Annotated in this window: 5 protein-coding genes and 1 pseudogene; all 6 read right to left on the bottom strand. The window is 73.6% G+C overall.

Translation table 11 applies throughout. From position 1 onward, the window contains the following. Positions 1-244: pseudogene (locus ACQKIP_RS34005) on the bottom strand (hypothetical protein); the annotation flags it as partial. 92 nt (positions 245-336) lie between these two features. Further along, entirely contained in the window at positions 337-1,203 is an 867-nt protein-coding gene (locus tag ACQKIP_RS34000) for a GNAT family N-acetyltransferase (protein ID WP_365867145.1), read from the bottom strand. Between the two features lie 55 nt (positions 1,204-1,258). Continuing rightward, on the bottom strand, positions 1,259-3,946 hold the full coding sequence (locus tag ACQKIP_RS33995; protein WP_365867147.1) for a hypothetical protein: 2,688 nt from the start codon (positions 3,944-3,946) through the stop codon (positions 1,259-1,261). A 418-nt stretch (positions 3,947-4,364) separates the two neighbouring features. Then, complete coding sequence (locus ACQKIP_RS33990) at positions 4,365-5,834, bottom strand: CpaF family protein (RefSeq protein WP_427745029.1); 1,470 nt, start codon at positions 5,832-5,834, stop codon at positions 4,365-4,367. A 277-nt stretch (positions 5,835-6,111) separates the two neighbouring features. Beyond that, positions 6,112-6,558: a hypothetical protein gene (locus ACQKIP_RS33985; protein WP_365867151.1), complete on the bottom strand. Its 447-nt coding sequence runs from the start codon at positions 6,556-6,558 to the stop codon at positions 6,112-6,114. 575 nt (positions 6,559-7,133) lie between these two features. Continuing rightward, positions 7,134-7,340 (bottom strand): hypothetical protein, encoded by a 207-nt coding sequence (locus tag ACQKIP_RS33980; RefSeq protein ID WP_365867153.1) that lies wholly within the window; start codon positions 7,338-7,340, stop codon positions 7,134-7,136. Between the last annotated feature and the right edge of the window lie 170 nt (positions 7,341-7,510).

Here is a 7,510-nt window from a genome sequence, read left to right as displayed (position 1 = left end):
GACCCAGAACCATGTCTGCGCCGGCGCACGCCACGTGCTCGCTGCGCCGCGGCGCCAACCGCAGCACACCGTCCATGCCGACCACGAAGGTGAACGGTTCGGCGAGCTCCGCCGCCGGCTGCTCGATGATCCAGCCACTGAAGTCAGCCGCCGATCTGATGCGGCGCCCGCCGTGGCCGGGCCGGACGGCAGCCCTCAGCTCAAGCGGTCCGACGTAGCGATAGCCCCGCCCCCGCTCAGCCATGCCGGCCCACCCGGACCCGTTCACCACGACCAATCATCCGGCCATCACCGGACCGCGGCCTGCCCCTGTCCGATCCCGCCGCCGGATCATCGTCAGGCGGCCCGGCTGACGTCCAGCCGTTGGGGCGAGGGTTCGTATCCGGCCGCCCGGTAGGCGGCGACGGCGGCAGCGTTCGAACTCGGGGTGCTGACCAGGGCGCTTGATGCACCCAGTTCCCGCAGCGCCGCCGCAGCGGCGATGCTGATCGCCGTCCCGTAGCCGCGACCGCGGTGGTCGGCGTGCACGCCCACCGGCTCCAGCAGGCCGGGCCTGCCGGGCCCGGCCGACCAGACCGTCGCCGCGGCCACCGCGTTGTCCTGGTCGTCGTAGCCGATCAGGCAGCGGGCGTCGGCGTAGACCGGCCCGGCCGCAAGGACGTGCCAGATCTCCTCGGTGAACGCCGGGCTGCCGAATGCCGAGCGGTGCACTGCGGTGCGCACCCCGGCCGTCTGCGGTCCGGCTACCTCGATCCGCAGGCAGCAGTCCTTCACCGGCCCGGAGAGGTCACGGCGCAGCGGCGTCCACGGCTCGTCCAGCCTCCAGCCCGCCTCCAGCAGGACCTCGCGGAGCAGGGCGCCGTCGGGGATTTCGAGGCCGACCTTCCCGGCCGGCAGGACCCCGCGCTGTGGATCATTGAGGTCGGCCAGCAGCCGGTGCGCCAGGTTGGCGTCCTGTCGCAGGTCCGGTGCGGTCGTCAGGCGCAGCACGTCGGGGTCGTCCAGGTATCCGACGGCGATGATCTGTCCGTCCGCGCTCCAGGTGCGCACGGCCGCAGCCAGCCGCTGCGCGCCCAGCGCCCAGGCCCAGCCGAGGTCTCCCGGATGAAGTTGCAGCGGCGTGTCATCGCCCTGCCATACGCGAAGGGCTTCCACGGCCCCGGTCAGTTCCTCGACACCGGGCTCGTTCAGAACGATCGTCATGTCCCGCATCCCACACCACCAAGGCGAGGGGCCGCACCTGGTTTTGCCCGGCCAGTCAGCGGTTGTCCCACCCCTTGGGGGCTTGCAGAATCTCGAAGTGTCGGAGCGTGACCGCGCTGGGCACCTGGTCCAGCTCGGCCAGGGCCCTCTTGAGCAGCCCGAGGGTACGCGGAATCGCGTCGTGTTCCCCGAGCTGCGCGTGCATGCGGGCAATGTCCCGGTAGAGGGCCTCGTTGTAGCGGTCGCGCTCGCGGGCCTGCTCCAGCAGGTCGAGGGCTCGGTTCGGGTCGGTGGCACGCAGGGCGCGCACCAGCGCGCTGACGGAGTCGAGGTAGGCGCGGCGCAGGACTTCGCTCGGTTCTTCCCGCCAGGGCCCCGCGATCTCGGTGGCGAAGTCCCCGGTGTACAGAGCGATCACCCGCCACAGGGCCGCCTGGCGTTCGTCCTGGTTTTCCCTGGTCCTGGCGGCCTTCACCTCGTCTCTGAGGTCCCATACATCGACGCTGACCTGCTGTTGGTCCAGTTCGTATCGCGCATCGGCGCGCTGGACGATGTTGTGGACCGCGCCGTGCGTGGCCCGGGGAAGGCTGCGGCGCAGCTGGCTCAAGGTGGCGTAGAACGCATTCGATGTTCGCCCGTAGGGGGCTTGGGGCCAGATGGCTGCCGCCAGTCGCTCGCGTTGCGCTCCCTCCCGGTGCACGGCGAGGTAGGCGAGCAGCTCGCGCTGCTTGGGTGCCAACGCGCTGGTCACGTCGACTGGTTGTGCGTCGTCCGGGGCACGGTAGGTGAGGGTGAGGCGTCCCAGGAGGCAGAGCCGTAGCGGCTGTTGCCGGCCCGGGGTTCGCCGGGCCGGCGCTGCGTCTGCGGAGGGAACGGTCGTGTCTGGTGTCCTGGCGCGGGGGGCCTGCTCCTCGTGCTCGCCGGGCGGCCGGGGCGGTGTCGCGGGGGCATTTTCCCGCGGCGCGGGCGCGATGCGGGGTGTGCCGGTGTTTTGCTCGGTCGGCGGCCTGCCGGGCCCTTGTGGGGCCGCCTCGGCCAGGAGGGCGAGGATTACTGCGGCGGGCTGGGGCGGCATGGTGAACAGGCGGGCTCCGGCGAAGGGTTCGGCGTGCGAAGGGCTGGCGGCCCCTACGGTTCCGTCCGGGCGTATGCGCAGGGTTCCTCCCGCGCGCCACTGGCCGATCAGGAGGCCGGCCAGGCCGAGCGCCGAGCCGTTGTCGAGGATGGCCTGCAGGCGCGGCTGCTCCTGTGCGGCGGGTACCGCGGCGATGAGCACGAGCTCCGGGGTGTGGGTGGAGGGGACGGGCGCGGTGCCGTGGTCGGTGCGTGCCCGGGTACGGGAGAGGAGTTCGGTTTCCAGCAGTTGTAGCGCCTGCGGCAGGTTGGCGACGATGCGCAGCCGCCGCGGTGGTGCCGGGGCGGTGTGCCGGCCCAGGAGGCGGTGGGCGTCGGGCGCGGTCATCACGAGTTCCGCCGGCGCGGCTGCCTCTGGTTGGGGCTGGGTGAGCAGGTCGATCACAAGGGCGCGGGCGGCGTCGAGTGCGCCGGGGCCCACGAGACCGAGGCCGCGGCTGCGCGCCAGGGCCCAGGCCAGGTCCCGGCCGTCTTTGACGCCCAGGACACGGGCGGGGGGTGTCGGGTGCGGTGTTCGGGGTCCTCTCCCCTCGTCGCGGCCGGTGTTGCCGGCCCTGCTGCCGCTGCCGGGCGTCCCGGGCCCGGCGGCTGGGGCCGGGTGGCCGGCGGTTGCGGTGCGCGGCGGGGTCTGTTTGCTGGCCTGGCGCAGGGCGCGGATGACCGGTGTGAGCCGGGCGTCCTGGTTTGTGCTGCGGCCCGGCCGGTGTCGGGCCCGTCGGCGGCGGCGGTGTGCGAGGAGCAGGGCGGTGGCAAGGACGGTGGCGGTGCCCGCTCCGATGAAGACGCCCTGGGGCAGGTCAAGGCCCGCGTCGCTGCGGGGCTGCGGCGCCGGGGAGGGCGGTGCGGCCGGTGAGGTCGGGGTCCCTGCTCCCCCGCAGGGCGGGGCCGGGCGGGTCGGGGGCACGGGTGGGTGCCCGCGCTCGGGGTCCTTGCCCGGGCGCGGGGCGGGGAGGCGCAGCACCCAGCCCGGGCGGATGAGGCCGGGGTCCAGCAGTGCGTGGCCGTCCGCCTGGCGGCGCCCGTAGTTGAGTGCGTAGATCTCCGGCCAGCGGTCGCCGTCGTGCAGGCGCCGCGCGGCGATGCGCCAGAGACTGTCGTGGACGCCGTGGAGCGGGGGGCGCACGATGGCGGCCGTGGTGCTCTCCCGGGGTGCGGCGGTGTCGCTTGCGGCGCGGGCCCCGCCGTCTCGTGTTGTCCGCCAGGGCGCTGCGGGGTTGCGCAGGGTGTCGGCGGTGATCGGCCGCTTGTGTGCGGGGAACAGGTGGGCCTGCGGGTCGCGGCCCGGCAGGAGGGCCAGCGCCGCTGCGCCCAGCAGGGCGGCCCCCAGCACCTTCAGCGGGCCGCCGGCGATGGCCGGGCGACGCCGGTCGGCGGCACGTCGCAGGCCCTGGCCGGCCGTACGCAGAACACCGCCCAGGAACACCAGCCAGATCGCCCACAGGGCGCACGCAAGGACCTTCAGGAGCAGCGACGCTTCCGGCGGTGCCGTCAGCCGGGCACCGGCCTCCGGCCCGGCCGGGATGTGATCGGGCAGCGGCCACCCGACGTACCGGCACAGCCCCCACGGAAGGCCCGCCACCAGCGCGATGAGAAGGAGGGCGGCCAGCACGCTGCGCCCGAACAGGGCCGCACGGAAGGGTGGTTGGGCGCCCGGCCTTGCGTGTGCACGCTGCGATTTCCGCCTGCCCGGTGTGTGCCGTCCGCGCGCCATGGCAGCACGCCCTAGGGTTGCGCGGTGTGCACCGCGCGCACGGGGCGGGCACGTCCGGGGGCGGTGGCGGCCAGGCTCTGCCCGCCGGACCAGACGGCGGCCTGTGCCGCATCCCGGCGGGCACGCTTCGGGCCGGCACCGGCGCGCGGCGCCTGCCGTCCTGGCGGGTGCGCGCGCCACACGGTGCACGACCGGCGTTCACGGCCGACCAGGGCCGGGGCAGCGGGAGGCGGCGGGCACGGCCGCACATCCGCCATGGGCAGGCGTGCCGAGCCGGTTGCGGCCGTGCGCAGGGCCGCCGGGGGCGCCGGGGTGTTCACAGCGGCCACCCCAGCCCGCCGCGGCCCGTCTCGAGGCCCTCGGCCGTCAGGGCGCCCAGGGTCTGGGAGCGCAACGGCACGCCCGGCTCGGCCCGCAGGGCGGGCCCGGGGCGGTAGACCTCATTGGAGATGATCTGCCGGCCGTCGGCGCCGATGACTTCCCGCACGGAGGACACCACGCGCTGCGCGGGTTCGTCCCGTGACCACTCCAGATGTACGACGAAGTCCAGCGCCGAGGCGACCAGGAGATTCGTGGCTTCCGGCGTCATCCGCTCGGCGCCCTGGACGGCGTAGGCGGCGAAGCGGGTGAAGGCTCCGCGGCTGGTGGAGGTGTTCACGGTGGCCATGGAGCCGTCGCTGCCCCGGCTCATGGCGTTGCACATCAAGATCACTTCGGGCCCGCGGACCTCGCCGACGATGACCCGGTCCGGTGCCATCTGCAGGGCCCAGCGCACCAAGTCGCTCTGGCTGACGGCCTTCTGTCCGTCCAGGTGGGCCTCGCGGGCCTGCAGCGCGACCACATCGGGGTGGGCCTGCGGGTCACCGTCCAGGCCGAGTTCGAAGACCTCCTCGATGGTGATCAGGCGCTCGGCGGGCGGGATCTCGGCGGCCAGCGCGCGCAGCAAGGTGGTCTTGCCCCTCGCGGTGCCCCCGGTCACCAGCATGTTCTTGCGGGCCCGGACCGCCGCGCCCAAGAACGCCTCCAGACTGCGGTCGATGGTGCCCAGGCGGCGCAGCTCGGCCAGCGAGACGCGCGGGTGGCGGCGGCGGATGGACACCGAGGGCCGGGCGGACACGGCCATCACCGCGACGACCCTTTCGCCCGTGGGCAGTTGGAAGCTGACGCTGGGACTGCCCCGGTCGAAGCGGCGCTCCGGCGCCCCCGAACGGGCGGCCAGGCCCCGGATCAGCTGGACGAGCTCGGCATCCGAGGCCGCGACCGACGGCAGCTGGGCGCGGCGCCCGTCAACGTAGCGCACAAAGACGCAGTCACCGTTGATGTTGATGGTCTCCACGTCCGGATCGCGCAGCAGCGGCTCGAGCCCGGCGTCCGGTCCGCACACCTCGTTCAGCACCGCCGTGATCACCTGCTGCTCGGCCTCGGGCGGCAGCATCGGCTCGCCGCGCGTGAGCTGGTGGCGCGCGTGCTCCTCGGCGGCCTCCGCCAGGAGCGTCTCGGCCGCAGCGCGCTGCCCGCTCCCGGTCCACCGGGCCTGGCCGGGAGCCGGGCCGGGGGCCTGGTGGCTGTGCAGGCGCTCGGACAGCCGCTGGGAGAGCTCGCGGTGCAGCTGCTCCTTGAGCGGCTCGCCGGCGCCGCTTCCGGCGGGCGCCGGGCCCGCATCCGGCCGGTCGGGGGGTCGGCTGACGGCCGCCCGCGGATCGGGGCGGGGTGTGCGGGTGTGCGGGAGCGGTGCTCCCGCGGCGGTGCCGGGCGGCGCCGGGTTCCAGCTGGTGGGCCCGCTCATCGCACCGCCTCCGGGCCAGCAGTCCCGCAGGACGGCTCTCCACGCGCCGGGGGGCCGGTCCGGTCACCCGGCACGGTGCATGCGGCAGGCCGGACGGTGCGGCCCGGCGCCCGGTTGCGCCCGCCCTTGGCGGGCATCCCGGCACCTTGCCGGCATCCCGGGTGCACCTGCTGCGCGCCGTCGACGGGTCCCCGGCCGATGCCGGCCCCGTCCGGCACAGCGCCCGGAGCCGGCAGTCCCCCGGTCGCGCCTGCCGCGGTGGCGCACGCCAGACTCCTCAGCACGATCCGGCCCCTTCGTCCGCCAAGCGCGTCACCTTCCACTCTCCGCTGTGCTGCTTCGTCACCTCGGCTGTGATCGTCTGGCGTTCGCGGGGCGAACCGGCGGGGTGGTCGCCGTTCTGCTGGCGGTACTGGCCGTGCTTCAGCCAGCGGGAGGCGTCCCGGCAATCCGAGAGGACCACCCGGGTGGGGTCAGCAGCCGGATCGGCCCGGCTCACGCTGGGCGGGCTTTCCGGGTGGCCCCGGCTCACCAGGCCGTTGCGGTGGTCCGTGTGCATCCCACCAGAGATCGCATCCAGCGCCTGTCCTGTGGCGTGCCAGGCCAGTTGCGGCGACTTCCAGTCCGAGGCGCTTCCCGCCTCCGCCACGTCCTGCCACATGCCCAGGTACGCAGCGATCGCCCGTTCCTGTGCCGTCTCGGAGGGAACTGCGGTACCTGACACCCCCGGCACCACGGGGTGTGACGCTCCGCCTGCTGCCCGGCGCGCGTCCCTCTCCGGGTGGTGTCCCGAGTCGCTGCAGGCCGCCACGATCAGCAAGCCCGTTGCGCAGGCTCCGGCGCACGCCCCTAACCGCCGTCTGCTCCACAGCCGACGCTCCTCTAACACCACGACCACCCCGCCTCACGACAGACACAAGATTCCGGCCCGGCGTACGGGAGTGCGCGGGCGCAGGTACCACTACGCCTGATCCCCGCGCACATTGCAAGATGCAAGTGCGAAGAATCCTCAGAGTGCGAACGGCGATTCAACGCCATCATCCATATAGATGCTGCTAGTTGGGTCTTGATGGAATCTCCAACACGTAAGGGCAGATCTTCCGTATAGCAACTTCCAGCAAGCGGGATCCGTCTGCCGCGCCCGACCCGCACTCGCGTCACCGACATCCCGTCATCCGCCGCGCGCCGTGGCAGAGAGGCATGGGCGCTGCATCTGCCAGACGACGGCGCCCCCGTCCCGGCAGCACGCGGGAACGGGGGCGCCACGGCCGGCAGCGAGGACATCGGGGGGCCAACTCGCTACCGTCCGGTCCAGGGCGAGCCCTCCTCGAACAGCAGACGGCCGAGGGAGCCTGCGGGGTGCTGCGACAAAGGCACGACTCCCAGGCCCGAACGGCACGGCGGGCACAGATAGATCACCCGCCCGCCGCAGGAGATCGTCGGCTCAAGACCGACCGGGATGGCCTCGGCCGTGTCCTGGAGGCACTCCCGGCACGTTCTGATCACCGCGCACACGCCGGCGCACACGCCCACAACTCCGCCGTGACCTCCCTGCCGAAGCAGTCCCGGTACGTGACGCAGCCCAGCAACCGATCCCGGAACAAACGCCTGCCACACAACGCACACGCCTGCTCGGAAAGCTGCAGATTGCTCAGCGTCTTCGGATCGGGAAGCAC

Origin of the sequence: Streptomyces sp. NPDC059900 (assembly GCF_050270335.1) — a bacterium.
In the GTDB taxonomy this organism is placed as follows: domain Bacteria; phylum Actinomycetota; class Actinomycetes; order Streptomycetales; family Streptomycetaceae; genus Streptomyces.
The sequence above is the reverse complement of the archived record's forward strand: the minus strand, read 5'-3'. Positions and strand labels throughout refer to the sequence as shown.